Raw genomic sequence first — 25,777 nt, 5'->3', positions numbered from 1 at the left:
ACCTGGCAGGCGCCCACCGCTTCCTGGTGGGTGCCCATTGATTCCCGGTAGGTGCCCACTGTTAGTGGGCACGGATGTCCCCGTCACGACCAACGGTCGTGACCCACCAGACGGATCAACGATCGTGACCTACTGCCATGCCCCACCCTTGCGGTCCTTCCTCGTGACCTACCCGCACGACCAGCGGTCGTGATCTACTGACCCCTGTCCTGACGGAAACGCACGCGTGGTCTCCAGCTGGATCCTGCTGCTGGTCTCGGTTGCCTATGCCGCGCTGCTGTTCGGCGTGGCGTGGTGGGGCGACCGTCGGCCGATGTACCCCGACCGGCCGTGGCTGCGGCCGGTGGTCTACAGCCTGGCACTGGCCGTGTACTGCTCGTCGTGGACCTTCTACGGCGCGGTCGGCACCGCCGTGCGCAACGGCGTGGGCTATCTGCCCATCTACATCGGCCCACTGCTGCTGCTGCTGTTCGGCTGGCGCATCATCGAGCGCCTGGCGCTGATCGCGCGCAGCCAGAACGTGGTCTCCATCGCCGATTTCATCTCCTCGCGCTTCGGCCGTTCCCGGCGGCTGGCGGCGCTGGTGGCGATCATCGCGCTGATCGGCATCATTCCGTACCTGGCGCTGCAGTACAAAGCGGTGGCGATGAGCCTGCAGGTGCTGACCGGCAACACCGGCCCGACCGGCTTCTTCACCGATCCCGCGCTGTACGTGGCGCTGCTGATGGCGCTGTTCGCCACCCTGTTCGGTACCCGCCAGGTCGATGCCACCGAACACCACCACGGCATGATGCTGGCCATCGCCTTCGAATCGGTGATCAAGCTGCTGGCGATGCTGGCCGTGGGCGTGTTCGCCTACCTGTGGCTGAGCAACCGCACCGACGCGGTGGTCGAGTCGGTGCATACGCTGTTCACCGGCCTGCCGCCGGTGGGCTTCATCTCGCAGACGCTGCTCAGTTTCCTGGCCATCATCTGCCTGCCGCGCCAGTTCCACGTGGCCGTGGTCGAGTGCGGCGATGTGCGCGACGTGCGCCGCGCGCGCTGGATGTTCGGCGGCTACCTGGTACTGATCTCGGGCATGGTGCTGCCGATCGCCACCGCCGGCGTGACCCTGTTCGGCACCGGCGGCAGCGTCGCCGACGACTCGATGGTGCTGGCCCTGCCGCTGGCCGAGGGCCGCAACGCGCTGGCGCTGATCGCCTACGTGGGCGGCTTTTCGGCGGCCACCGGCATGGTCATCGTGTCGTCCATCGCACTGGCCACCATGGTCAGCAACGACCTGGTGATGCCGGTGCTGCTGCGTCGCAGTGGCGACCACCAGGAGGCCGCCGACGTCGCCTCGCGCGTGCTGTGGATCCGCCGCCTGGCGATCCTGCTGCTGGCGCTGATGGCCTACAGCTACTACCGCACCAGCAGCAACGACAGCACGCTGGCCTCGTACGGCCTGATGGCGTTCGCAGCGGTGGCGCAGTTCGCACCGGGCCTGATCGGCGGCCTGTACTGGCGTGGTGCCAGCCGGCGCGGCGTCGAGGTGGGCATGCTGCTCGGCTTCGCCACCTGGCTGTACACCCTGCTGTTGCCGGCGATGACCATGGCCGGCTGGGTCGATGCCGGCTGGGTGCAGCATGGACCGTTCGGCATCGAGTGGCTGCGCCCGCAGCAGCTGTTCGGCATGACCGGTTGGGATCCGCTGACCCATGGCACGTTCTGGTCGCTGCTGGTCAATGCGGCGACGATGATGCTGGTGTCCGCGCGCTGGCGGCCCGGCGTCGACGAGCGACTGCGTGCCGCACCCTTCCTCGATCCGTATGCCGAACGCCCGTCGGTGGCCGGCGGCTGGCCCGGCCACGTGCACGTGGGCGACCTGCTGGCACTGGCGTCGCGCGTGGTCGGTGAGCGCCACGCGCGGCGTTCGTTCTTCGAGCAGGCGCAGTCGCTGGGCCGCGAGCTGCAATCCTCGGCGCCTGCGGACCGGCCGTGGGTACAGTTCACCGAGCGTCTGTTGGCGGCCTCGATCGGCGCGGCATCGGCGCGCCTGCTGCTGACCAGCCTGCTGCGTGGCTCGGGCATGGACCTGGGCGAAGTGGTGGCGGTGCTGGACGAAGCGGGGCAGGAGCTGCGCTTCAACCGCGAGATCCTGTCGACCACGTTGGAGAACATCAGCGCCGGGGTCAGCGTGGTTGATCCGGACATGCGCCTGACCGCATGGAACCGCCGCTACCAGGACATGTTCGGCTACCCCGACGGCATGCTCTACGTGGGCCGCCCGGTGGCCGACCTGATCCGCTACAACGCCGAGCGCGGCGAGCTGGGCGAGGGCGATATCGAAGTGCAAATCAACCGCCGCATCGGCTACATGCGCGCCGGCTCACCGCACGTGTTCGAGCGCACCCGCAGCGACGGCAAGGTGATCGAGATGCGCGGCCAGGCGCTGCCCGGCGGCGGTTACGTGACCAGCTACAACGACATCACCGACTACAAGCACGCGGAAAAAGCACTGCTGGAGGCCAACGAGACGCTGGAACAGCGCGTGGCCGAGCGCTCGCACGAGGCCGAGGTCGCGCAGCAGTCGAAGACCCGCTTCCTGGCGGCGATCAGCCATGACGTGCTGCAGCCGTTGAACGCCGCACGGCTGTTTGCTTCGGCGCTGCGCGACAGCGACCATGTGAGCGACGAGCAGAAGCACCTGGCCGAGCGCGTGGATGCGTCGCTGCGTGCTGCCGAAGAACTGCTTGATGGCCTGCTGGACGTGTCGCGGCTGGATGCCGGTGGCCTGCACCCGGTGATCGGCGAGTTCGACGTGAGCGCGCTGATGCGCGAACTGGCCGCGCAGTACACGCCGGTCGCCGCCGGCCGTGGCCTGCGCCTGGACCTGTTCACGCGTCCGGCCTGGGTGCGCAGTGATCGCCGCCTGCTGCGCCGCGTGCTGCAGAACTTCCTGGCCAATGCGCTGCGCTACACCCGTCAGGGCCGCATCGTGCTGGCGGTGCGCCAGCGTGGCAACGAAGTGGAGCTGCAGGTATGGGATACCGGCCCGGGCATTCCCGAGCACCACATGCGGCAGATCTTCGACGAGTTCCACCGCTACCAGCAGCCGTTCGACTGGGGCGAACAGGGGTTGGGCCTGGGCCTGTCGATCTGCCAGCGCATCTCGCGCCTGCTTGACCATCGCCTCAATGCGCGCAGTCGGGTCGGCAAAGGGTCGATGTTCTCGATCATCCTGCCGCGGGTGGCGCCGCTACCGGGCTACACCGAACTGGCCGCGCCGGTACAGGCCGCAGCCGCGCCGCTGCGCAGCGATTCGCTGGCCGGCCTGCGCGTGCTGTGCGTGGACAACGACGAAGAGATCCTCGACGGCATGCGCGCGCTGCTCGGTCGCTGGCAGGTGCAGGTGATCACCGCCGCCACCGTTGACCAGGCACTGGAGAAGATCGCCGAGCGCCCGCAGGTGATGCTGGTGGACTACCACCTGCACGACCGCATGGACGGCCTGGATGCACTGGTGGCGTTGCGTGAAGCCGCCGGTTACCCGCTGCCGGGTGCGTTGTTGACCGCCGATGGCCGCGACGAACTGAAGCGGATGGCACGCGAACGCGGCTACCGCGTGCTGACCAAGCCGATCAAGCCGGCCTCGCTGCGCGCCTTCCTGGGCGCGCTGCGCGATGCGCAGTAGTGCCGGCCGCTGGCCGGCAACCACGTAATCGCGGAAGCGTTACCCCACGCCGTGCAGGTGCTCGTACAGGATCATCGCGCCGATGATCACCAGGATCACGCCACCGATGATCTCGGCACGCTTGCCGACCATGCTGCCCAGCACACGGCCGAGCATGATGCCGACGGTGACCATGGAGAGCGTGCACAGGCCAATGACCGCGGCCATCACGCCGATATGGACGTCCATGAAGGCCAGGCCGATACCCACCGCCATCGCGTCGATGCTGGTGGCGAAACCGGTCAGCGCCAGCTTCCAGAAGCCGTGGTGATGCGAGGGGTCCTCGTCGTCCTCGGCACTATCCGGGCGCAGGCCGTTGTAGATCATGTGGATGCCCAGCGCACCGAGCAGGCCGAACGCGATCCAGTGGTCGAAAGCTTCCACGTACTGCAGGGCGGCGCGACCGAGCAGCCAGCCGATGATGGGCGTGATCGCCTCGATGACGCCGAAGATGATGCCGGCACGCAGTGCATCGCGGAACACCGGCTTGCGCATGGCCGCACCCTTGCCGATCGCCGCAGCGAAGGCATCGGTGGACATGGCAAAGCCGATCAGGAGGATCGAAATGGGGGACATGGACAGCTGCTGAGGTCGGGCAAGGACGGACGCACGGCTCGCGCTCGCGCCCAACCTGACGTTGCGCGCGCGGGCCGCTGGTCTCGCCAACCATCATGGTTGTCCACGCCACGGCGCACTGGCCGAGTATGTTGACGTGGACGATTCCTGCGAAGGAATCCGGCTACTCCCCAAGGGGACGCGAAGCTTAGCATCGCGACTCGCGCGTGGCGCATTTCCAGCGAAACGCGCAGGCAGGGCTGGTTTGTATAGCGATGGCTATAACAGGGCGAAGCAAAGGCGTGCCAAGCAAGCTTGGCACCCACCCGGGATGCGGTAGTGCCGGCCGCTGGCCGGCATGGCTCCTGCCACAACCGGCTACATCACGTGCATGTCGTACAGCCTGGGCCCGCTGAACGCTGCACTCTCACGATCAAGATCGAAAGTGGCGGTCAAGTCGCATCGCTCGCCATCAGCGAATAGATCCAACTCCACGTGAATACCCGATGGGTGCTCGTAGACCTGGGCCTCAGCACGGATGTACTCATCGCTGGGGACATCAATCCGGAAATGATTGATGGGATCTGGCGGATCGGAGAAGTACTCGAGGGCTGCGCGCCTGAAGTCGTCGATCCGGTCAGCAGGAAAACCGGGAGGACAAGCGCCGTCTGGACAGCCTTCGCGGACGAAGGCAATCAACCTGCGGATGGACTCCCGTTCTTCCGGTTGGAGCTGTAGCCGAGCCCCTGTGGTGTCGAGCGGATTGTTCATTGTCGGCGGTGTGTGGAATGGCAGCAGCAGTTTGCAACGACAGCCGGTTCAGCCACAGGGCCGAAAGCGTCGTTCGAGTCGGCGATGTTGCCCAGGTGGCGCCGGGCCATGCCCGGCGAGCACAGCGGCGGCGCGGTTCCAAGCGATTGCCGGCCAGCGGCCGGCACTACCTCAATCTTCTTCCGGCGGCAGCACGATGGCGTCGTCGTCGATGGCCAGCTTGCCGGCCATCAGCACGGCCTGGGTGCGGTTGGTCACGCCCAGCTTGCGCAGGATGGCGGTGACGTGGGCCTTGATCGTCGCTTCGGAGACGTTGAGGTCGTAGGCGATCTGCTTGTTCAAGCGCCCGGCGCCCAGCATCTGCAGCACGCGGAACTGCTGCGGGGTCAGCTCACGCAGGCGCTGGCCGACTTCGCGTTCTTCGCTGCCGGTCGGCGGCACGTTGTGCGCTTCCGGCGGCGCCCAGGTCTCGCCATCGAGGATGGTGCCCAGTGCGTGGCCGATGGTGTCCGAATCCGCAGACTTCGGAATGAAGCCCAGCGCACCGTGGTCGAGCGCGCGGCGCATCACCGTGGCTTCTTCGCGTGCGGACACCACCACCACCGGCAGGTGCGGGTGCAGCGAACGCATGTGCACCAGCGCGTTGAAACCCTGCGCACCGGGCATGTTGAGGTCCATCAGGACCAGGTCGGCGTCGTTGTGCTGGTCGGCCAGTGCATACAGCGCTTCCACGCTGTCGGCCTCGAACAGCTGCACGCCGGGGATGACCCGCTGCACGGCCCCACGCAGGGCTTCGCGGAACAGCGGGTGGTCATCGGCAATCAGGAGGGTGGTCATGGTCGGGGGGAACCGTGGGGGGAAACTGCATGGGGCCAGATCCTCCGGGGGGCAGAGCCCGTTCCTGGCGGAACGGGATCCGGCCCCGGGATTCGGCCCCGGGTCGTACGTCAGCGCACCTTGCGCTCGTCCACCAGCGAGGCCACCACCGATGGGTCGGCCAGGGTCGAGGTATCGCCGAGCTGGTCCGGCGCGTTCTCGGCGATCTTGCGCAGGATGCGGCGCATGATCTTGCCCGAGCGGGTCTTCGGCAGGCCCGGCGCCCACTGCAGGTGGTCGGGCGTGGCGATCGGGCCGATTTCCTTGCGCACCCAGGCGATCAGCTCCTTGTGCAACTCATCGCTCGGCGCCTCTTCGGCCACCAGCGTCACGTAGGCGTAGATGCCCTGGCCCTTCACGTCATGCGGGAAGCCCACGACCGCCGCTTCGGCCACCTTCGGGTGCGAGACCAGCGCGCTTTCCACTTCGGCGGTGCCGATGCGGTGGCCCGACACATTGATCACGTCGTCAACGCGGCCGGTGATCCAGTAGTAGCCGTCCTCGTCGCGGCGGCAACCGTCGCCGGTGAAGTAGCTGCCCGGGTAGGTGCGGAAATACGTATCGATGAAACGCTGGTGGTCGCCGTACACCGTGCGCATCTGGCCCGGCCAGGAATCACGGATGATCAGGTTGCCTTCGGTCGGGCCGTCCTGGATCTCGCCATCGGCATTGACCAGCGCCGGCTGCACGCCGAAGAAGGGCAGGGTGGCCGACCCCGGCTTGAGGTCCATCGCGCCGGCCAGCGGCGAGATCAGGATGCCGCCGGTCTCGGTCTGCCACCAGGTATCGACGATCGGGCAGCGGCTGTCGCCGACCACTTCGTAGTACCAGCGCCAGGCTTCCGGATTGATCGGCTCGCCGACGCTGCCGAGCAGGCGCAGCGACGCGCGCGAGGTCTTCTTCACCGGCTCCTCGCCTTCGCGCATCAGCGCGCGGATGGCGGTCGGGGCAGTGTAGAAGATGGTCACCTTGTGCTTGTCGATGACGTTCCAGAAACGCGAGGTGTCCGGGTAGTTCGGCACGCCTTCGAACATCAGCGAGGTCGCGCCGTTGGCCAGCGGCCCGTACACGATGTAGCTGTGGCCGGTGACCCAGCCGACATCGGCGGTGCACCAGTAGACGTCGTCCTCGCGCAGGTCGAACACCGCTTCATGGGTGTAGGCCGCGTACAGCAGGTAACCGCCGGTGGTATGCAGCACACCCTTCGGCTTGCCGGTGGAACCGGAGGTGTAGAGGATGAACAGCGGATCTTCCGCGTTCATGCGTTCCGGTTCGCAGGTGGACGGCTGGCTGTCCACCACATCGTGGAACCAGCGGTCGCGCGGGGCCTGCATGTCCACCGCGCCGCCGGTGTGGCGCACCACCAGCACGGTTTCAACCGTATTCGTGCCCGGCAGCTTCAGCGCGGCATCAACGTTGGCCTTCAGCGGAATCCTGCGGCCACCGCGCAGGCCCTCGTCGGCGGTGATGATCAGCTTGCTCTGGCAGTCGCTGACGCGGTCGGCGATCGAATTCGGCGCGAAGCCACCGAACACCACCGAGTGGATCGCACCGATGCGCGCACAGGCCAGCATGGCCACCGCGGCGTCGACGATCATCGGCAGGTAGATGGTGACCCGGTCGCCCTTCTTGACGCCGAGGTTGCGCAGCGCGTTGCCGAGGCGGCAGGTGCGCTCGTACAGCTCGCGATAGGTCACGTGCTGGGCCGGTGCATCCGGGCCGTCCGGCTCGAACAGCAGGGCGGTCTTGTCGCCGCGCGTTTCCAGCTGGCGATCCAGGCAGTTCACGCTGGCATTGAGCTCGCCATCTTCGAACCACTTGATGTGGAAGTCGGACAGGTCATAGCTGACGTTCTTGATCTTCGTCGGCTTGCGCATCCATTGCAGGCGCTCGGCGGCCTTGCCCCAGAAACCATCCGGGTCGGTCACCGACGCCTGGTACTGCTGTTCGTACGACGTCTTGTCGATGCGTGCCTTGGCGGCGAACTGCGGATCGACGGGGTAGATATCAGCCATGGCACCCTCACTTGCACGTTGACTTTGTATGTGCGGTCGCAGCATCGCAACGACCGATCCCCCTCAGTTTGCCCCATTCACCCCCGGCCGCGTCACCACCCTGGTTAGACCATGGTCGAAAGTGAGCGCCCAGCAGGGCCGGGTTCGACCAATGGCCAATAGCCGCTGTGCGCGAACGCCCCGCAGTCTCGGCTCGACCGTGCCCCACGCGCGGCATCACCTTGCCACTTGGGAGAGAGGGCAACATGAGCCACCGTACGTTGAAAGCCGTGCGCACACCTTTGGCGGCCTGCCTGTTGGTCGCCCTGGTCGCACCGGGCATGGCGTTCGCAGAGACCGCCAAAGAGAAGGCACTGGAAGCACGCGTTGCCGAACTGGAACGCCAGGTCCAGCTGCTGCTGTCTTCGCAGCAACAACAACAGACCCAGATCAGCCAGACCCAGCAGGCGGTGACCGAAGTGCGCACGGTGCAGGCCGGGCAGAAGCCGGTCGCCTCGGTGCCGGCGGGCAAGCAGCCGATCCAGGTCACCACCATCACCCCGGGCGCCGCGCCGGGTACCACGGTCAAGATCGGCGGCTTCATCAAGGCCGACTTCCTGGCCACCCAGACCAGCGATGGCCAGCTGGCCGACGACGCCACCGGCCGTTCGCTGTACCTGCCGGGCCAGACCCCGGTGGAAGGCGCCGGCGGCAGCGGCAAGCGTTCGGGCACCGACTTCAACGCCCACGCCAAGTTCTCGCGCTTCAACCTGGGCATCGACAACGTGAGCGAATCGGGCAACAAGGCCGGTGCGTTCTTCGAGATGGACTTCTTCGGCAATTCGCTGGGCAACCAGACCGCCACCAATACCTATGGCGTGACCCTGCGCCACGCCTACATGTACTGGAACAACTGGATGGCCGGCCAGACCTGGTCCAACTTCATGGACGCGGCCGCGCTGCCGGAGGCGGTCGACTTCGTCGGCCCCACCGACGGCGTGATCTTCGTGCGCCAGGCCCAGGTGCGCTACACCCAGGGCGGCTTCAGCGTCGCACTGGAAAACCCGGAAACCACCACCCTCACCGGTACCCGCAACCCGGTCACCGGGGCCTGGACCAACGCCAGCGCCAACTCCGACCGTGGCAGCCTGCCCGACCTGACCATGCGTTATGGCTGGAAGGGCGACTGGGGCACCTTTGGTGTCGGTGGCATCGTCCGCCAGTTGAAGGTGGACAACCAGGCCACCGGCGCGAAGGCCGACAAGGTGGCCGGCGGCCTGACCCTGGGCGGCAAATGGGTGATGGGTGACAGCGATTCGCTGCACTACCAGCTGACCGGCGGCGAAGGCATCGCCCGCTACATCGGCCTGGGCATCACCGCCGACAGCGCCTACGACGTGGCCCGCGACGAGCTCAACCCGACCGGCGTGCTGGCCGGCTACGTGGGCTGGCGGCATGCGTTCTCGCCGAAGCTGCGCACCAACCTGATCTATGCGCGCAGCGACTACGACAACGACAGCATCCTCGGCCCGCTGGTGACCAAGAGCGTGCAGAGCATCCGCGGCAACATCTTCTATTCGCCGCTGCCCAAGGTCGATATCGGCGCCGAACTGATGTACGGCCGTCGCGAAGTGGAGAACGGCAACAAGGGTGACATCACCCGATTGCAGTTCACCACGAAGTACAGCTTCTAAGAGCGTGCCGGCCAGCGGCCGGCACCTACCGAGATGGGGTGCCGGCCAAGGTCGGCATCTACCGAATTGAGTGCCGACCAACGGTCGGCACCCACCCACAACGATTGCTTCGGAGGGGAAGCGTCTTATGTCCAGCACTGCACCAGGCCCGCACCATGCGGCGGGCACCCTGACCAAGGGCCACAAGAAAGTCATCTTCGCCTCGAGCCTCGGCACGGTCTTCGAGTGGTATGACTTCTTCCTGTACGGCTCGCTCGCGGCCATCATCGCCAAGCAGTTCTTCAGTGGCGTCAATGAAACCACGGGCATGATCTTCGCCCTGCTGGCGTTCGCTGCCGGCTTCTTCGTGCGTCCGTTCGGCGCGGCCTTCTTCGGCAGCCTCGGCGACCGCATCGGCCGCAAGTACACCTTCCTGGTCACCATCCTGATCATGGGCATCTCGACCTTCCTGGTCGGCGTGCTGCCCAACTACGCCTCGATCGGTTTCGCCGCACCGGTGATCCTGATCATCCTGCGCCTGGCCCAGGGCCTGGCGATGGGGGGCGAGTACGGCGGTGCCGCCACCTATGTGGCCGAGCACGCACCGGACGACAAGCGCGGCCTGTACACCAGCTTCATCCAGTGCACCGCCACGCTGGGCCTGTTCCTGTCGCTGCTGATCATCCTGGCCTGCCGCATGACGCTGGGCAACGAGGCCTTCGAAGCCTGGGGCTGGCGCATCCCGTTCCTGGTCTCGATCCTGCTGCTGGGCATTTCGGTATGGATCCGCCTGCAGCTGAGCGAATCGCCGCTGTTCCAGCAGATGAAGGCTGAAGGCAAGGGTTCCAAAACCCCGTTCCGCGACAGCCTGAAGGGTGGCAACCTGAAGCTGATGCTGCTGGTCCTGCTCGGTGCGGCGGCTGGCCAGGCGGTGGTCTGGTACGGCGGCCAGTTCTACGCGCTGTTCTTCCTCAGCAGCATGCTGAAGGTCGATGCCACCACCTCCTACCTGCTGATCGCCGCTGCGCTGGCACTGGGCACGCCGTTCTTCATCTTCTTCGGCTGGCTGTCCGACCGCATCGGTCGCAAGAAGATCATCCTGGCCGGCTGCCTGCTGGCGGCCATCACCTACATCCCGATCTTCAAGGGCCTGACCCACTTCGCCAACCCGGCCATCGAAGAAGCCCGCAGCAGCTCGCCGGCCCTGGTCGTGGCCGATCCGGCTACCTGCTCGTTCCAGTTCGATCCGGTTGGCCTGCGCAAGTTCACCAGCTCCTGCGACGTGGCCACCGCCGCGCTGACCAAGGCCGGCGTGCCCTACGACGTGCAGCCCGCCGCCGCCGGTTCGCTGGCGATGGTGAACGTGGGCAGCGCCAGTGTCACCTCGTATGAGGCCGCCGGCCTGACCAAGGAAGAAGGCAAGGCCAAGGCCGATGCGTTCGGTGCGGAACTGAAGACCGCCCTGACCACCGCCGGCTACCCGGCCAAGGCCGATGGCGCCCGCATCAACATCGCCGGCACCATCTTCATGCTGTGGCTGCTGGTGCTGTACGTGACCATGGTCTATGGCCCGATCGCCGCCTACCTGGTCGAACTGTTCCCGACCCGCATCCGCTACACCTCGATGTCGCTGCCGTACCACATCGGCAACGGCTGGTTCGGTGGCTTCCTGCCGGCGATCTCGTTCGCGCTGGTGGCCGGTACCGGCAACCTGTACTACGGCCTGTGGTACCCGATCGCGATCGCACTGATGTCGGTGGTGATCGGCGGCCTGTTCCTGCGCGAAACCAAGAACGTGGATATCACCAAGTAACCGGTGGGTTCCATGCAGTGAAGGAAAGGCCGCGGTGCAGACCGCGGCCTTTCTGCTTGTGGGCCGTGCCCACTCGGCCCGCATCCGGTAGTGCCGGCCGCTGGCCGGCAACCTCCTGAATCGCCGCGGACATGAAGCCCTTGCCGGCCAGCGGCCGGCACTACCATTGCGTTGCGCAGCACCCCGTATAGTCGGCCCATGACCACCACCACGCCAGCAGACCTCCCCGCCCTCCTGCACACCCTGCGCAGCACCTGGCAGGCCCAGCGCCCCTCGCTCGACCAGCGCGAAGCCGACCTGCGCCGCCTGCGCGAGGCGTTGAAGCCGCGCCTGGACGAGATGGCCCAGGCCATCGCCGAGGACTTCGGCCACCGCGCCCACGTTGAATCGAAGCTGGCCGATGGCATGAGCGTGCTGTCGGCCATCGACCACCTGCGCCGCCACCTGCGGCGCTGGTCGAAGCCGCAGCGCGTATCGGCCGGCTGGAAGCTGTGGCCGGCACGCGCGCAGCTGCGGCCGACGCCGCTGGGCGTGGTGGGGGTGATCTCGCCCTGGAACTACCCGGTCACCCTGGCACTCGTGCCGTTGGCCACTGCGATTGCCGCCGGCAACCACGTGCTGCTCAAGCCCTCCGAACACACGCCGCGCACCAGCGCGTTCCTCGCCGACCTGCTGGCCAGCGTGTTCCCGCCTGATCGGGTGGCGGTGGTGCAGGGCGGGGCGGATGTGGCCGCAGCGGTGTCGTCGCTGCCGCTGGACCATCTGCTGTTCACCGGCTCGACGGCGGTTGGCCGCAAGGTGATGGCCGCCGCCGCTGAGCATCTGGTACCGGTCACACTGGAGCTGGGCGGCAAGTCGCCGGCGATTGTCTGTCGCGATTTCCCGCTGGACAAAGCCGCTGCGCGGCTGGCCACCGGCAAGTGGTTCAGCGCGGGCCAGACCTGCATCGCGCCGGATTACGTGCTGATCGATACCGTTCGCCAGCGCGAATTCGTACAGGCGCTGCAGCAGCAGGTGCGCGAGCGCTATGGCGACTTCAGCGATGCCGACGACTACACCCGCATCATCAATGAAGGCCAGTACCGGCGCCTGCAGGGCTACCTGGCACAGGCGCGGCAGCGCGGGGTGCCGGTGATTCCGCTGGCGCAGGTGGATGACGCGCGCGCCGACCGCGAGCGCCTGCTGGTGCCGACCGTGGTGCTGGACCCGCCGGACGACCTGGACCTGATGCGAGAGGAGATCTTCGGGCCGATCCTGCCGGTGCGGGCCTACCCGGATCTGGACGCCGCGCTGGGCGACGTGCTGTCCCGCGACCGGCCGCTGGCGCTGTATCCCTTCAGCCACGACACGGCGACGGTGGAGCGCATCCTTGGCCAGGTGGTGGCCGGCGGGGTGACGGTGAATGACACGCTGCTGCACTTCGCCGCCGATGGCCTGCCGTTTGGCGGTGTAGGGGCCAGCGGCATGGGCGCGTACCACGGCCGCGCCGGGTTCGATGCGATGAGCAAGCGGCTGCCGGTGCTGTGGCAGTCGCGCTGGGCGGCCAGCGACCGGCTGCGGCCGCCGTATTCGAAGATTGCGGGGTTGTTGAAGCTGCTGCTTCGGTAGTGCCGGCCGCTGGCCGGCAACTGCAGGGTCTTGCCGACGGTTCATGGGGTTGCCGGCCAGCGGCCGGCACTACCGGTGGGTGCCAACCTTGGTTGGCACGCGGGGGCCGTGCGCCAACCAAGGTTGGCGTCTACCAAAGCTGGCCCGGGTAGAATGCCCCCATGAAAATCGCCTCGTGGAACGTCAATTCGCTCAATGTCCGCCTGCCGCACCTGGAGCAGTGGCTCAGGGAGTTCGGCCCGGACATCGTCGGCATCCAGGAAACCAAGCTGGAGGACCACAAGTTCCCCGATTCGGCGCTGATCGCCGCGGGCTACCGCAGCGTGTTCGCCGGCCAGAAGACCTACAACGGCGTGGCGCTGCTGTCGCGTGAGCCGGCGCAGGACGTGCAGATCGGCATTCCCGGTTTCGAGGACGAGCAGAAGCGCGTCATCGCCGGCACCTTCGGCGACCTGCGGGTGATCAACCTGTACGTGGTCAACGGCCAGGACATCGGTACCGACAAGTACGACTACAAGCTGCGCTGGCTGGAAGCGGTGCATGCCTGGATCGCCGAAGAGCTGCAGCGCCACCCGAAGCTGATCGTGATGGGCGACTTCAACATCGCCCCGGACGCGCGCGACGTGCACGACCCGGCGGTGTGGAACGACAACCACATCCTGACCTCCACCGCCGAGCGCGGCGCATTGAACAAGCTGCTGCAGCTGGGCCTGCACGATGGCTTCCGCCTGCACAACGACGAGGCGGGTACCTTCAGCTGGTGGGACTACCGTGCCGCCGGCTTCCGCCGCAACCTAGGCCTGCGCATCGACCTGACCCTGGTCTCAGAGGCGCTGAAGGGCAGTGCGGTGGCCTCGGGCATCGACCGCGAGCCGCGCACCTGGGAACGCCCGAGTGACCATGCGCCGGCCTGGGTGCAGATCGGTTGAACGAACGGGGCCCGACGATTGCCGGGCCCGTTCTGGAACATCTGCCGGCCAGTGGCCGGCACTACCCTCAGATCACCGTATGCTCTTGCGGGTGAACAGGTTGACGATCGCCAGCAGGATCACCGCACCGATCAGCGAGAACAGGAAGGTGCGGATGGTGATCGCTTCGTTGATGCCGCCGCCGAACAGCCAGCCGGAAATCAGCGCGCCGACGATGCCGACCACGATGTTGAGGATGATGCCCTGCTGGGCATCGCGCTTCATGATGATGCTGGCCAGCCAGCCTACGATGCCGCCGACGATCAGCCAGATGATGATGCCCATGATCGAACCTCCGGTGGGGAACTGTGACCAGTTGACGCGCAGGGCTGTGAACCCGTCGTGGAATTGCGTGATGGGCGTGTGCGGATGAGCCTGCCAGCCACCCTCGATGGCCCGTGGCGCTTCGGTCCGGTGACGGTCTGGCGGCGCCCGCATGTGCCGGGCCAGCGTGGTGAACCGCAGGCGCGGCAGGTGCTGGCGCAGGCATTGGGCGCCGACCCGCAGACGCTGCCGCTGGTCCGCGATGACAAGGGCCGGCCGGAACTGAGCGGCCCGTTGGCCCACTACGGCACCGGTTGGAGCCACAGCGGCGAGGTGCTGCTGGTGGCGCTGGGCGAAGGCGTGCGGCTGGGCGTGGACCTGGAGCTGCTGCGGCCGCGACCGCGCCTGCTGGAGATCGTGCGGCGCTTCTTCCACCCGCAGGAGGTGGCCTGGCTGGAACGCCTGGATGAGGCCGGGCGCGAGCACTGGTTCTTCCGCGTGTGGTGCGTCAAGGAGGCCATCCTCAAGGCGCATGGGCAGGGCATCTCGTTCGGCCTGCACCGCCTGCAGCTGGCGCCCGGGCCCGATGGCGCCCTGCACCTGCGCTGGTGCGACCCGGAACTGGGCGAGGCCGCGCGCTGGCACCTGCACGAGTGGCAGGCCAGCGGCCAGTTCCGCGCCGCATTGGCCTGGTATCCACACTGAAGCGGGGAATCGGCGCGCAAAACCGGCGATAATGCCGGCATGAGCGAACACCCACTTCCCGCCAGCGTGTCTGCCACGCTGGAACAGGGCCTGGCCAGCATGGGCCTGGACGCCGCGCTGGCGCCGCCGTTGCTGCGCTACCTGGCCCTGCTGCACCGCTGGAACGGCACCTACAACCTCACCGCCATCCGCGACCCGCAGGAGATGGTCACCCGCCACCTGCTCGACTCGCTGGCGATGCAGCCGTTCGTGGCCGACGGCAGCCTGGCCGACCTTGGCACCGGCCCCGGGCTGCCCGGCATCCCGCTGGCGATCGCCTGCCCGGGCCTGCAGGTCACCCTGGTCGAGAGCAACGGCAAGAAGGCGCGCTTCATGCGCGAAGCCGTGCGCCAGCTCGGCCTGGGCAACGCCCGCGTGGCCGAGTCGCGCGCCGAGGCGCTGGACGAGGCCGGCCGCTACGACCAGTTGACCGCGCGCGCGATGGACACCCTGGCCGGCATCGTCCGCGTCGGTGGCCACCTGCTGCGCCCCGGCGGCGTGTTGCTGGCCATGAAGGGCGTCCACCCGCATGAGGAGATCGCGGACCTGCCGGCGGGCTGGCAGGTGCGTGAGGTGACCCCGTTGAGCGTGCCCGGCCTAGCCGGCGAACGCCACCTGGTCACTGTTACAGGCCCCTGATTCCCGCCGCCAGCCCCTTGTGGAACAACGGGTTGGCGATCCACGATTTCCGCAAGGGGCCGGTTGTACGCATAATGACCGGTCCCAGCACACGTCGACGAGGCACACCCGCATGGCCCGCATCATCGCCATCGCCAACCAGAAGGGTGGCGTCGGCAAGACCACGACCGCCGTCAACCTGGCCGCTTCCCTGGCCAACGCACCCAAGCGCGTGCTGTTGGTCGACCTGGATTCGCAGGGCAACGCGACCATGGGCAGTGGCGTGGACAAACGCGAGCTGGCCGCCTCCACCTGTGACCTGCTGCTCGGCGAGAACAGCGCTGCCGATGTACGCGTGCAGACTGCCGAGGGTTACGACCTGCTGCCCGGCAATATCGACCTGACCGCCGCCGAGATCCAGCTGATGGGCCAGAGCGAGCGCGAGCAGCGCCTGAAGCGCGCGCTGGCGCCGATCCGCGACGAGTACGACTACATCCTGATCGACTGCCCGCCGGCGCTGTCGCTGCTGACGCTCAACGCGCTGGCCGCCGCCGACTCGGTGATCGTGCCGATGCAGTGCGAGTACTACGCGCTGGAAGGCCTGAGCGCGCTGGTGGAAACCATCGAAGCGTTGCGCACCAGCCTGAACCCGGCGCTGGAGATCGAAGGCGTGCTGCGCACCATGTTCGACGTGCGCAACAACCTGGCCAACGCAGTGTCGGCCGAGCTCACCGAGCACTTCGGCGACCGCGTGTTCCGCACCATCGTGCCGCGCAACGTGCGCCTGGCCGAGGCACCCAGCCATGGCCAGAGCATCGTCGGCTACGACCGCGCCTCGCGCGGTGGCGTGGCCTACCTGGGCCTGGCCGGCGAGATCATCCGCCGCAACAACGAACGCAACAAGGCCGGCAAGGCCGTGGAGATCGTCTGATGACCAGCAGCAAGCCGGCAGCCAAGAAGCGAGGCCTCGGCCGTGGCCTGGATGCGCTGTTGGGCCCGAAAGGCGCGGTCAGCCAGGTGCAGGCCACCACCGCGGTGATCGAGCCGCTGCCGGGTGAAGTGCTGCGCAAGTTGCCGGTCGGCCAGCTGCAGCCGGGCAAGTACCAGCCGCGCCGCGAGATGGACGAGGGCAAGCTGTCCGAGCTGGCCGACTCGATCAAGTCGCAGGGCGTGATCCAGCCGATCCTGGTGCGCCAGCTGCCGGCAGGCAACTACGAAATCGTCGCCGGTGAACGCCGTTGGCGCGCATCGCAGCTGGCCGGCCTGGACGAAGTGCCGGTGGTGGTGCGCGAGCTGGAAGACCGCACCGTCATCGCGATGGCGCTGATCGAGAACATCCAGCGCGAAGACCTCAATCCGCTGGAAGAAGCCGAGGCGCTGCAGCGCCTGATCAGCGAGTTCACCCTGACCCATGCCGAGGCCGCCGAGGCCGTCGGCCGCTCGCGCGCGGCGGTGTCCAACCTGCTGCGCCTGCTGGAGCTGCCGGTGGCGATCCGCCTGCTGCTGGAAACCCGCCGCCTGGAAATGGGCCACGCCCGCGCGCTGCTGACCCTGGCTCCCGAGCTGGCCGGCAAGCTGGCCCAGGAAGCAGCCGATGAAGGCTGGTCGGTGCGCGAGGTCGAGCGCCGTGCGCAGGCCTTCGCCGCCGGCAAGGTGCCGAGCAACCGCCCGGCGGCCACGCCGAAGGTGCAGCAGGCCGACATCGCCTCGCTGGAAACCGAACTGTCCGAAGCATTGGGCGCCAAGGTGGCGATCAATCATGGCCGCGGTGGCAAGGGCAAGCTGATCATCCACTACACCGACCTGGATACCCTGGACGGCGTGCTGGAAAAGCTGCGCACGCGCCAGGGCTGAGCCCGGCGCAGTGACAGGGGGCGCGGCCCGTTCCTGCCGTGTCCCGCCAATGACAGGGAACGTACCGCCGCGCGCGCCGTGGGAATGCACTGCCTTCCGGTCCGTGGCCTCATCCAGGGAGCAGGATATGAGCAACGAATACGAGGACGTCAGCCCGGACGGCACCCAGATACTGGTACATCGCCGCGAAAAGGACTTCGTGCTCGCCACTGGCGAAGAACGCCACATCGAGGCGATCAGCGCCCACCTCGAACGCCATCTGGGCCCGGTGTCCGGTGTCTTCCACGAGATCATCTCCGACCTGGTGCACATCGACGTGCACGTGGTGCCGGCCAATGACCACTGCCCTTACCTGCGCCTGGTCACCTCCGGCATGAGCGACCTGCCGATGACCGTGCCCGCCGAGGTGGACCCGGACGTGCCGCGCTACATGGAACTGATGGTGACCCTGCCGGCGGACTGGCCCATCTCCCAGGACGCCTTCGAGGACGAGCGCAATTACTGGCCGGTGCGCCTGCTGAAGGGCATGGCGCGGTTGCCGCACGAGTACGACACCTGGCTGGGCTTCGGCCACACCATTCCCAACGGCCATCCCAGCGAGCCCTATGCGCCGGGCGTGCGCTTCGACGGCGCCATCGTGCTGACGCCGGTAACCACCCCGGAGGACTTTGCCACGCTGGAACTGGACGACGGCAAGACCATCAGCTTCATGAGCCTGGTCCCGCTGTACCCCGAAGAGATGGACCTGAAGCTGAGGAAGGGCGCCGAGGCGCTGCTCGACCGCTTCGACGCGAAGAGGATCCAGGATGTAATCGAACCCGGCCGCACCAACGTGGCGAAGAAGCGTTTCGGTTTGTTCTGAGACCGGTAACATCAGGGGCCTGAACTTCGTTTCCAGGCCCCTGCCATGACCATCCTGCTCACCGGCGCTGCCGGCTTCATCGGTGCCTACACCGCCCGCGCACTGCTGGAGGCCGGCCAGGCCGTGGTCGGCCTGGACAACTTCAACGATTACTACGACCCGCAGATCAAGCGCGACCGCGTGGCCGCGCTGTGCCCGTCGCTGGACCTGCGCGCGCTGGACCTGACCGACCGCGAGGGCCTGGCTGCGCTGTTCGATGAAGTGCAGCCGACGGCGGTGATCCATCTGGCCGCCCAGGCCGGCGTGCGCTATTCGCTGGAAAACCCGCACGCCTACGTCGACAGCAACCTGGTCGGCTTCGTCAACATGCTCGAACTGTGCCGCCACCGCGGCGTGCAGCACCTGGTGTATGCCTCCAGCAGCTCGGTCTACGGCGATTCGGCCACGCCGCCGTTCTCCGAGGACCAGCGCGTGGACCAGCCGCGTTCGCTGTACGCGGCGACCAAGGCGGCCAATGAGCTGATGGCCTACACCTACGCGCAGCTGTACGGCCTGCATGCCACCGGCCTGCGCTTCTTCACCGTGTATGGCCCGTGGGGCCGGCCGGACATGGCACCGTTGCTGTTCTCCCGCGCGGTGCTGGCCGGGCGGCCGATCGACGTGTTCAACGAAGGCCGCATGCAGCGCGATTTCACACATGTCTCCGACATTGTGTCCGGTATCCTCGGCGCCCTCGCGCATCCGGCCGACGGCCCGGTGCCGCACCGGGTGTTCAACCTCGGCAACCATACGCCGGTCGAGCTGGAGCGCTTCATCAGCGTGATCGAGCAGGCCGCCGGCCGCCCCGCGCAGAAGGTGTACAAGCCCATGCAGCCCGGCGACATGGTGCGCACGATGGCCGATACCCGGCGCGCACATGACGCTTTCGGCTTCGATGCGGTGACCCCGATCGAAGAAGGCCTGCCGCCTGTGGTGCAGTGGTGCCGCGAGTATTTTGGCGATCGCGCCTGAGGATGGATCCTCACGCCGCGGGGTTCATCTTCGGATAACCTCGGCAGCGGAGAATGCGCGGTCTTTGTCCCCCCTTTGGCCGAGTGCCTTATGAGCCAACCCGAGCTTTCCGTTGTCGTCCCGGTATTCAACGAGCGCGACAATGTCGCCCCGCTGGTCGCCGAAATCACCGCCGCGCTGCGTGGCCGGCTGCCGTTCGAAATCGTCTACATCGACGATCACTCGCGCGATGACACCCTGGCGGTGCTGCAGGGACTGAAGGCGACCACCCCGGAACTGCGCGTGCTGCACCATGTGAACCAGAGCGGGCAGAGCACCGCGGTGCGCACCGGCGTCAAGCACGCCCGCGCGCCGTGGATCGCGACCCTGGATGGCGATGGCCAGAACGATCCGGCCGATATCCCCAAGCTGCTCGCCGCACGCGACGCCGCCGAGGCGCAGGTGAAGCTGTTCGCCGGCTGGCGCGTCAACCGCCAGGACAGCGGCAGCAAGCGCTGGGCCAGCAAATGGGCCAACGCCATCCGTGCACGCATGCTGCGCGACGATACGCCCGATACCGGCTGCGGCATCAAGCTGTTCGAACGCAGCGCGTTCCTCGACCTGCCGTACTTCGACCACATGCACCGCTACCTGCCGGCGCTGATGCAGCGCGCCGGCTGGAAGACCACCAGCGTGCCGGTCAACCACCGCCACCGTACCGCTGGCGTGTCCAAGTACAACAACCTCGGCCGCGCGCTGGTCGGCATCCGCGACCTGCGTGGCGTGGCCTGGCTGATCACCCGCAGCAAGCGCACCGCGGTGGAGGAGCGCTGATGGATCTGGAGCTGCATTGGCTCGACCAGCCGCTGACCTGGCTGTACTGGACCGGCCTGCACGTGACCGGCTGGAAGCTGATCGGCTATACCGGCGCGCTGATGTTCGGCGGCCGCTGGCTGGTCCAGTTCGTCGCGTCCAAGCGCGCCGGCAAGCCGGTGATCCCGCGCCTGTTCTGGTACATGAGCGTGCTCGGCAGCCTGATGACGCTGAGCTACTTCCTGTTCTCGGCCAAGCAGGACTCGGTGGGCGTGCTGCAGAACCTGTTCCCGGCGTTCACCGCGCTGTACAGCCTGCACCTGGACATCAAGCACCGCGGCTGGAAGCGCGACAAGGCCAGCCACTGAGGCCCCGGGGGTCGGATCCCTTTCCATGGGAAAGGGCTCTGACCCCGTCCGGATCACCCCGTCCGGATCCGCGGCGCATCCACGCATGACGTGGGTCTACTGCGTACCTGGCTACCGGGGCCCCGGTCTGCTGCGCAGGCAGGACCTTCGTCCCATGCCACGGGCGATGGGCGGTGCCATGATCGGGGTCTGCCTTCCCGGGAACCTGTGCTCGTGAAAACCCGTCTTGCCGTTGCCCTGCTGATCGCCCTGTCCGCCCCCGCCGTGGCCCTGGCCGCGCCGCCCGCCACCGCCGCACCGTCCGGCGCGGCCACTGAATCGCCCGCCGACGCCGCCTTCCGCGCGCTGTACGAGAAGGAATGGAAGTGGCGCCAGCAGGGCGGTGGCGAGGCCAGCGAGGACGAGGACGCCCCGGCCAACGCCACCCGCATGCCCGACGTCGGCCCGGCCGCGCAGCAGGCGCGCCTGAAGGTGTGGGACGAGACCCTCGCCGCGCTGAAGAAGATCGACCCGAAGACCCTGTCGGCCGACAACCAGGTCAACTACGCGATCTACCACGACCAGGTGTTCAACCTGGCCGAAGAGACGCGCCTGCGCGGCTACGAGATGCCGTTCAACGCCGATTCCTCGTTCTGGTCCAACCTGTCCTTCATGGCCCGGCGCGAGATGAAGACCGTGCAGGACTACCAGAACTACATCGCACGCCTGAATGATGTACCGCGCTACTTCGGCCAGCAGACCGAGAACATGCGCGCCGGCCTGAAGCGTGGTTTCAGCGTGCCGCGCGCGGTGCTCGATGGCCGCGAAGTGTCCATCGCCACCGTCGCCGAGCTGAAGGACCCGACCGAATCGCCGCTGTACGCGCCGTTCAAGAAGCTGCCCACCACCATCCCGACCGCCGAGCAGGCCAGGCTGCAGGCGCAGGCGCGCGCGGCGATCAGCGGCAAGGTGGTGCCGGCGTTCCAGCAGCTGCGCACCTTCTTCGTCAACGAGTACGTGCCACAGGCGCGCACCACCCTGGCCGCAGAAGCGATGCCCGATGGCAAGGCGTACTACCGGCAGCAGATCCACGAATACACCACGCTGGACCTGTCGCCGGACGAGATCCACCGCATCGGCCTGGGCGAGGTCGAGCGCATCCAGAAGGAAATGAACGACATCATCAAGCAGGTGAAGTTCAAGGGCAGCTTCGCCGAGTTCCTGACCTTCCTGCGTACCGATCCGCAGTTCTATGCAAAGACACCGGAAGAGCTGCTGTCGCGTGCCGCGTGGATCTCCAAGCGGGCGGACGGCCAGCTGGGCAAGTACATGACGTTGCCGCGCGCGCGCTTCACCATCGTGCCGGTGCCGCCGGACATCGCACCGTTCTGGACGGCCGGCCGCGGTGGCATGGGCACCTACTGGCTCAACACCTACAACCTGCCGTCGCGCCCGCTGTACAACCTGCCGGCGCTGACCCTGCATGAATCCGATCCGGGCCACTCGCTGCAGGGCGCGATCGCCGCCGAGCAGAAGAACCTGCCGGAGTTCCGCCGCAACGCCTACATCTCCGCCTATGGCGAAGGCTGGGCGCTGTACTGCGAGAAACTGGGCGTGGAGATGGGCATCTACGAAACCCCGTACGAGGATTTCGGCCGCCTGACCTACGAGATGTGGCGTGCCGCGCGCCTGGTGATCGACACCGGCGTGCACAGCAAGGGCTGGACCCGCGAGCAGGCGTTGGCCTACCTGCGTGACCACACCGCGCTGAGCGAGCATGAAGTGACCACCGAGGTGGACCGCTACATCTCCTGGCCTGGCCAGGCGCTGAGCTACAAGCTGGGCGAGATCGCCATCGTGCGCCTGCGTGCGCAGGCCGAGAAGGAGCTGGGCGACAAGTTCGACATCAAGGGCTTCCACGACACCCTGCTCAAGCAGGGCTCGGTGCCGCTGCCGGTGTTGGAACAGCAGATCCAGGCCTACATCGCCGAGCGCAAGAAGGCCTGACCGTGCGAGGGTAGTGCCGGCCGCTGGCCGGCAACCCGACCCGGTCACGGGGTCGGATCCCTTTCCTGTGGAAAGGGCTCCGACCCCCTCTCGCCTCACCCCACCGGCCGCGGCTTGGCCACCCGTGCTGCGAAGGTCGGCAGCACCAGCAGGGTCAGCACGGTGGCGGTGATCAGGCCACCGATCACCACCGTGGCCAGCGGCTTCTGCACCTCCGCACCGGAACCGCTGGCAATCGCCATCGGGATGAAGCCGACGATCGCCACCAGCGCCGTGGTCAGCACCGCGCGGATGCGGCTCGAGGCACCGTTGATCGCCGCCTGCAGCGGCAGGTCGCCGGCATCCAGGCGTTCGCGGATCGCCTGCATCAGCACCAGGCCGTTCAACGTGGCCACGCCGGAGACGGCGATGAAGCCAACTGCCGCCGATACCGAGAATGGCATGCCTCGCAGCAGCAGCGCGAGGATGCCACCGACCAGCGCCAACGGCACGCAGCTGAACACCAGAATGGCTTCCTTGCCGCTGCGCAGGGCCATGAACAGCAGGCTGCCGATCAGCAGGAACACCACCGGCACCACGGTTGCCAACCGCTTCTCCGCGCGCTGCAGGTTCTCGAACTGACCGCCCCAGGTCAGGTAGGCACCCGGCGGCAGCGCCACGTCGGCCACCGCGGCCTGCGCCTCGCCGACGAAGCCGCCCAGATCGCGACCGCGCACGTTGGCCTGCACCACCACGCGGCGGCTGCCGTTGTTGCGGCTGATCTGGTTCGGCCCTTCGCTCACGGTAATGCGCGCCACCGACGACAACGGAATCACGAGCCCCGATGGCGTGGCGATCGGCAGCGAGGCCAGCTGGTCCGGATCGTTGCGCGAGGCATCGTCCAGGCGCACCACCACGTTGAAGCGGCGGTCGCCTTCGAAGATCTTGCCGGCCGTGGTACCGCCGATGCCGGTGGACAGCGCATCACTCACATCTGCAGCGCTCAACCCGTACTGTGCCGCCGCCACGTGGTCGATCGCCACGTTGAGCGTGGGCAGGCCGGAGATCTGTTCCACCCGCACGTCGGCCGCGCCATCCACCGCACGCAGCTTCAACGCCACCTGGTCGGCCACCTTCTGCAGCTGGCTGAAGTCATCACCGAAGATCATTACGGCCAGGTCGGTACGCACGCCGGAAATCAGTTCGTTGAAGCGCAGCTCGATCGGCTGGCTGAACTCGAAGCTGTTGCCCAACTGCTGCCCGGCCAGTTTCTCGAAGCGCGCCACCAGTGCGTCCTTGGCCAGCGTCGGATCGGGCCAGTCCTTGCGTGGCTTCAACACGATCACGCTGTCGGAAATGTTGGTCGGCATCGGGTCGATCGCCGCCTCGGCGGTACCGGTGCGCGAGAACACGGTTTCCACTTCCGGCTGCTTGGCAATCGCCTTTTCCAGCGCCAGCTGCATTGCCAGTGACTGCTCCAGCGAGGTCGATGGCACGCGCAGGGCCTGCATCGCCACGTTGCCTTCATCCAGGGTCGGCATGAACTCGCGGCCCAGCAGCGAGAACGCGCCGATGCCCACCACCACCATCATCACCGCACCGGCCAGCACCGTGCGCGGGTGCGCCACGGCCTTGCGCACCACCGGTTCGATGCGCGCACGCAGCACGCGGATCAGCCTGGTTTCGTGCTCGCCGTCGTCCGCGTGCGCATCGCCGTCCTTCACCTTGGGCTCGCGCACCAGCAGCGCGGCCATCGCCGGCACGAAGGTGAAGGAAAACAGGAAGGCACCGACCAGGGCCAGCATGAACGTGGCCGCCATCGGGTGGAACGTCTTGCCCTCCACGCCCTCCAGCGTGAGGATCGGCGCGAACACCAGCAGGATGATCAGCTGGCCGAAGGCCGCGGGGCGCGCCATCTTAATGGCCGAATCGGCGGCTACGCGCAGGCGTTCCATCGCGGTCAGCGCACGGCCCAGTTCGGCGCGGCGCTGGCCCAGCATCAGCAGTGTCGACTCGACCACGATCACCGCACCGTCCACCAGGATGCCGAAGTCCAGCGCACCCAGGCTCATCAGGTTGCCACTGATGCCGAAGCGGTTCATGCCGATCACTGCGAACAGGAACGACAGCGGAATCACCAGCGCGGTGATCGTTGCCGCACGCAGGTTGCCCAGCAGCAGGAACAGCACCACCACCACCAGCAGCGCGCCCTCGGTGAGGTTCCTGGCGACGGTCTTGATGGTGGAATTGACCAGCACGCTGCGGTCCAGCACCGGTGCCGCCACGATGTCGGCCGGCAGTGACTTGTTTACCTGTTCCAGGCGCGCGGCCGCTGCCTGGGCCACGGTGCGGCTGTTGCCACCGGCAATCATCAGCGCGGTGCCCAGCACGGCTTCATGGCCGTTGCGGCTGGCCGCACCCAGCCGCGGCGCGCGGCTCAGTTCCACCGTGGCCACATCGGCTACGCGTACCACCACGCCATTGCGGGTCGCCACCGGGGCCTGTGCCAGGTCGTCGGTGGTCAGCGCCAGGCCGTCGGCACGTACCACCAGGCCCTCGCCGGCACGCTGTACGAAGCCGGCACCGGCCTGCACGTTGGAACGCTGCAGGGCAGTGACCAGGTCGGCCAGGCCGAGGCCATGCGCGGCCAGTCTGGCGCTGTCCGGATGCACGCCGTATTCCTTGACGTAGCCGCCAACCGTATCGACGCCGGCCAGCCCCGGGCTGGAACGCATCTGCGGCGCGATGATCCAGTCCTGCACGGTGCGCAGGTAGGTCGCACGTTCTTCGGGCGTACCCAGCAGGTTGCCTTCCGGTGTGCGGTAGACCTCGCCGGCCTGCCAGCCCGCTTCATCGGGTTTGGCCAGTTTGGCCGGATCGAACGCGGTGAAGTCCACCGTCCACATCAGCACCTCGCCAAGGCCGGTGGTGACCGGCGACAGCATCGGTGATGCACCATCGGGCAGGTCTTCCGATGCCTCGCGCATGCGTTCGGCCACCTGCTGGCGGGCGAAGTAGATGTCGGTGGCATCGGTGAAGATCGCGGTGACCTGCGAGAAACCATTGCGCGACAGCGAACGCGTGGTGGTCAGGCCGGGGATGCCGGCCAGCGCGGTTTCCAGCGGATAGGTCACCTGCCGCTCGATCTGCTCCGGTGTCAGCGCCGGTGCCACCGTGTTGATCTGTACCTGACGGTTGGTGATGTCCGGCACCGCGTCGATCGGCAGCTTGCCCAGCTGGAACAGGCCCACCGCGGCGATCAACGCGGCCATGAACACCACCAGCCAGCGGTGGCGCACCGCTGTTTCAATGATCAGCTTGAACATGGT

The 25,777-nt window shown here is 67.3% G+C and carries 20 protein-coding genes and 1 riboswitch; of the genes, 14 read left to right on the top strand and 6 right to left on the bottom strand.

Annotation, left to right across the window (positions count from 1 at the left end):
* Positions 1-226 precede the first annotated feature (226 nt).
* The gene (locus tag VG566_RS07025; protein ID WP_241884676.1) at positions 227-3,673 is read left to right on the top strand and encodes a hybrid sensor histidine kinase/response regulator; all 3,447 of its coding nucleotides are present in this window, start codon (positions 227-229) and stop codon (positions 3,671-3,673) included.
* A gap of 39 nt (positions 3,674-3,712) precedes the next feature.
* Here VG566_RS07025 and VG566_RS07020 read toward each other — a convergent pair whose 3' ends face one another.
* The 4 genes from VG566_RS07020 to acs form a co-directional block, all read right to left on the bottom strand.
* Complete coding sequence (locus VG566_RS07020; protein ID WP_053494536.1) at positions 3,713-4,288, bottom strand: manganese efflux pump MntP family protein; 576 nt, start codon at positions 4,286-4,288, stop codon at positions 3,713-3,715.
* An 88-nt stretch (positions 4,289-4,376) separates the two neighbouring features.
* Positions 4,377-4,466, bottom strand: a riboswitch (yybP-ykoY riboswitch).
* Between the two features lie 179 nt (positions 4,467-4,645).
* The gene (locus VG566_RS07015; protein ID WP_197561334.1) at positions 4,646-5,038 is read right to left on the bottom strand and encodes a hypothetical protein; all 393 of its coding nucleotides are present in this window, start codon (positions 5,036-5,038) and stop codon (positions 4,646-4,648) included.
* Between the two features lie 171 nt (positions 5,039-5,209).
* Complete coding sequence (locus tag VG566_RS07010) at positions 5,210-5,875, bottom strand: response regulator transcription factor (RefSeq protein WP_006477308.1); 666 nt, start codon at positions 5,873-5,875, stop codon at positions 5,210-5,212.
* A 110-nt stretch (positions 5,876-5,985) separates the two neighbouring features.
* A complete protein-coding gene (gene acs, locus VG566_RS07005) occupies positions 5,986-7,929 on the bottom strand; it encodes an acetate--CoA ligase (RefSeq protein WP_069117630.1) in 1,944 nt (647 codons plus the stop codon).
* 245 nt (positions 7,930-8,174) lie between these two features.
* Here acs and VG566_RS07000 point away from each other — a divergent pair, with 245 nt between their 5' ends.
* The 4 genes from VG566_RS07000 to xth all read left to right on the top strand — a co-directional run bounded on the left by VG566_RS07000 (position 8,175) and on the right by xth (position 13,931).
* Positions 8,175-9,602, top strand: coding sequence for a DcaP family trimeric outer membrane transporter (locus VG566_RS07000; RefSeq protein ID WP_032957835.1), 1,428 nt, complete (start codon positions 8,175-8,177; stop codon positions 9,600-9,602).
* A gap of 127 nt (positions 9,603-9,729) precedes the next feature.
* A complete protein-coding gene (locus VG566_RS06995) occupies positions 9,730-11,394 on the top strand; it encodes an MFS transporter (protein WP_014648890.1) in 1,665 nt (554 codons plus the stop codon).
* Positions 11,395-11,592: 198 nt separating this feature from the next.
* On the top strand, positions 11,593-13,002 hold the full coding sequence (locus VG566_RS06990) for a coniferyl aldehyde dehydrogenase (protein WP_241884675.1): 1,410 nt from the start codon (positions 11,593-11,595) through the stop codon (positions 13,000-13,002).
* Positions 13,003-13,163: 161 nt separating this feature from the next.
* Positions 13,164-13,931, top strand: coding sequence for an exodeoxyribonuclease III (xth, locus tag VG566_RS06985; protein ID WP_053494539.1), 768 nt, complete (start codon positions 13,164-13,166; stop codon positions 13,929-13,931).
* Between the two features lie 72 nt (positions 13,932-14,003).
* On the opposite strand, the gene VG566_RS06980 is transcribed toward xth, so the two are convergent.
* Positions 14,004-14,255, bottom strand: a complete 252-nt coding sequence (locus VG566_RS06980) for a GlsB/YeaQ/YmgE family stress response membrane protein (protein WP_005411656.1) — start codon at positions 14,253-14,255, stop codon at positions 14,004-14,006.
* 84 nt (positions 14,256-14,339) lie between these two features.
* Here VG566_RS06980 and VG566_RS06975 point away from each other — a divergent pair, with 84 nt between their 5' ends.
* The 9 genes from VG566_RS06975 to VG566_RS06935 all read left to right on the top strand — a co-directional run bounded on the left by VG566_RS06975 (position 14,340) and on the right by VG566_RS06935 (position 22,469).
* Complete coding sequence (locus tag VG566_RS06975; protein ID WP_046433275.1) at positions 14,340-14,939, top strand: 4'-phosphopantetheinyl transferase family protein; 600 nt, start codon at positions 14,340-14,342, stop codon at positions 14,937-14,939.
* Positions 14,940-14,978: 39 nt separating this feature from the next.
* The gene (gene rsmG / locus VG566_RS06970; protein ID WP_032957829.1) at positions 14,979-15,617 is read left to right on the top strand and encodes a 16S rRNA (guanine(527)-N(7))-methyltransferase RsmG; all 639 of its coding nucleotides are present in this window, start codon (positions 14,979-14,981) and stop codon (positions 15,615-15,617) included.
* 112 nt (positions 15,618-15,729) lie between these two features.
* Positions 15,730-16,527, top strand: a complete 798-nt coding sequence (locus tag VG566_RS06965) for a ParA family protein (RefSeq protein WP_014648884.1) — start codon at positions 15,730-15,732, stop codon at positions 16,525-16,527.
* Positions 16,527-17,450, top strand: a complete 924-nt coding sequence (locus VG566_RS06960) for a ParB/RepB/Spo0J family partition protein (RefSeq protein ID WP_014648883.1) — start codon at positions 16,527-16,529, stop codon at positions 17,448-17,450. The genes VG566_RS06965 and VG566_RS06960 overlap by 1 nt, the downstream gene beginning before the upstream one ends.
* Before the next feature lie 127 nt (positions 17,451-17,577).
* Positions 17,578-18,312, top strand: a complete 735-nt coding sequence (locus VG566_RS06955) for a suppressor of fused domain protein (protein ID WP_241884674.1) — start codon at positions 17,578-17,580, stop codon at positions 18,310-18,312.
* A gap of 45 nt (positions 18,313-18,357) precedes the next feature.
* Entirely contained in the window at positions 18,358-19,323 is a 966-nt protein-coding gene (locus VG566_RS06950) for an NAD-dependent epimerase/dehydratase family protein (protein WP_014648881.1), read from the top strand.
* A 90-nt stretch (positions 19,324-19,413) separates the two neighbouring features.
* Positions 19,414-20,136, top strand: coding sequence for a glycosyltransferase family 2 protein (locus tag VG566_RS06945; RefSeq protein WP_005420380.1), 723 nt, complete (start codon positions 19,414-19,416; stop codon positions 20,134-20,136).
* Entirely contained in the window at positions 20,136-20,483 is a 348-nt protein-coding gene (locus VG566_RS06940; RefSeq protein WP_014648879.1) for a lipid-A-disaccharide synthase N-terminal domain-containing protein, read from the top strand. Before VG566_RS06945 ends, VG566_RS06940 begins: the two co-directional genes overlap by 1 nt.
* A 213-nt stretch (positions 20,484-20,696) precedes the next feature.
* Positions 20,697-22,469, top strand: a complete 1,773-nt coding sequence (locus VG566_RS06935) for a DUF885 family protein (RefSeq protein WP_241884673.1) — start codon at positions 20,697-20,699, stop codon at positions 22,467-22,469.
* A gap of 95 nt (positions 22,470-22,564) precedes the next feature.
* On the opposite strand, the gene VG566_RS06930 is transcribed toward VG566_RS06935, so the two are convergent.
* The gene (locus tag VG566_RS06930; protein ID WP_241884672.1) at positions 22,565-25,774 is read right to left on the bottom strand and encodes a CusA/CzcA family heavy metal efflux RND transporter; all 3,210 of its coding nucleotides are present in this window, start codon (positions 25,772-25,774) and stop codon (positions 22,565-22,567) included.
* Between the last annotated feature and the right edge of the window lie 3 nt (positions 25,775-25,777).

Origin of the sequence: Stenotrophomonas sp. CASM114, from assembly GCF_049384325.1 — a bacterium.
GTDB lineage: Bacteria > Pseudomonadota > Gammaproteobacteria > Xanthomonadales > Xanthomonadaceae > Stenotrophomonas > Stenotrophomonas muris.
Note: the sequence above shows the minus strand (reverse complement) of the source record. Positions and strands in the feature narration are given on the sequence as shown.